The 1,655-nt window shown below is 61.9% G+C and carries 1 protein-coding gene; it reads right to left on the bottom strand.

Annotated elements, in window-relative coordinates:
• Window positions 1-143: 143 nt before the first annotated feature.
• Window positions 144-1,535: an IS1380 family transposase gene (locus CXY71_RS00125; protein WP_104133723.1), complete on the bottom strand. Its 1,392-nt coding sequence runs from the start codon at window positions 1,533-1,535 to the stop codon at window positions 144-146.
• Window positions 1,536-1,655 lie beyond the last annotated feature (120 nt).

The following is a 1,655-nucleotide window of genomic DNA, read 5'->3' as shown; positions in this document are numbered from 1 at the left end:
AGCCTGAATCCACCGGTCGACCTTTGAAGGAATCTTGATTTCGGTTTGGCGGGTTTTCTGATTTTCGGGCGTGGGTGAAGTCCGGGTCTCGCGGCCCGGGTGTTCCACTGGTGCTCCTGTTGAGGCGAATATCGGCTGGTGCGTCAGGTCGGGGCGGGGTTTCGTGGCCGGAAGTTCTGGTCGAAGAGGGCCGTCCAGGGTTTCTCCCAGGGCCAGTGTTCGGGTAGGTGCAGGGTGATGCGCCGCGCGGAGGAGGAGATTCTGGCGGGGACGCTGACAAGTTTCCGGCGGATCGTTGCGGTGGACGCTCGAGCGAGACCGTTGCCCGCGATCGTCGCAGCGGCACGGGTGAGGTTAAATGCCATGGCGGCCAGGACCAGCCAGGCGGCGTTGGCCGTGAACACACCTGAGGGCAGGTGAGCCAGAGCGCTGCTTTTGAGGTCGGAATTGACGAGCTCTATCGCCGCGTGGGCGCGGTGGGTTTTGTCGGCGGTGACGGTGTCCAGGGTGCTGGTGGTGAAGAAGGCGTGGAATCGGTGGGTGTCGAACAGGGTCGGCTGGTCGAGGTTTTTCTTGTTCAGTTCCGAAATTCGCCGCACGACCAGGCGCCCGGTGATCTGCTCGCTCTTCTTGCGGGACGTGAACGCGGTGAACGGGACCTCGGCGACTTCGGCGTTACTGATCCACGTTTTGGTACCTTCGTCGTAGATCGCGTTGGTGTATTCAATCGCTGTCCAGGCAGTGCCGGGGATCGTTCCGATCGCTCGTTTGATGGCGGGGTCCATGCGGGCGGTGACCGAGACGTCGGCACCGGCTTTGAGAGCTGAGCTGATTGAGGCGTGACCGTAGAAGGCAGAGTCGGCACGAAAGAGCACGCGTGTTTTTTCGGCTCCGCGGAGCCGTTTGATCGTGGCCAGGGCGTCACTGATCAGGCGGGCCGCGCCGCGCGGTGATCCGCAGGCACCACGGCGCAGTCGCTGGCCGATGATGATCGGCGCTGAAATATCCGTTTTGACGGTTGCGAGGAATGCGTTGAGGCCGCGCACTCCGGAGTAGCCGTAGCCGGAGCCTTCCTTCTGGTAGCCGTGGACTTCGATGATGGTGTCGTCGACGTCGAGGAATATGTAGCCGTCCGTGTCGTGCACGAGCAACAGGGTCTCAGCGGCCAAGCCCCGCACGAAGCGTGAGGCGACGGCGTCGAGCTGCCGGACGTGACCGAACGTGAACGCGCGCAAGAACGACCCCAACGTCGAGGGCGCGTAGCAGTTGCTGAAGACCTTCCGCATGCCGCCGTGACGAAGAACAGCGAGATCGTCAATTGAGTCCGCGCCAGCAACCATCCCGCCGACCACTGAGGTGACTTTCAGACCGGCGTTGGCGCCCTTATCAGTGGGGACGGTCAGCCACTGATCGGCCAAGGTCGCCAACCCCGCACGGGCGGCCAATTTCATGATCGGGACCAGCCCTGCCGACGACACGAGATTCGGGTCGGTGAAGGATGCAGAAACGGCGCGGTTGGTGTGGGAAACTTGCATCTACGAGATGCCCCTCTGCTTGGTAACGTTGAACTCTAGACAAGTCCTATTTTACCTGATCAGATGGGCATTCTCGGTTTAACGCGCCGTCAGAATCTCACGTCGACCGGTGGATTCAGG

It is taken from the genome of Cryobacterium sp. Y62, from assembly GCF_002929785.1.
Classification (GTDB): Bacteria; Actinomycetota; Actinomycetes; order Actinomycetales; family Microbacteriaceae; genus Cryobacterium.
This window is presented reverse-complemented; position numbering and strand designations above follow the sequence as displayed.

Excerpts from the sequence above, each read along its gene's own strand:
- CXY71_RS00125 (WP_104133723.1), bottom strand. The coding sequence starts at position 1,535 with ATGCAAGTTTCCCACACCAACCGCGCCGTTTCTGCATCCTTCACCGAC.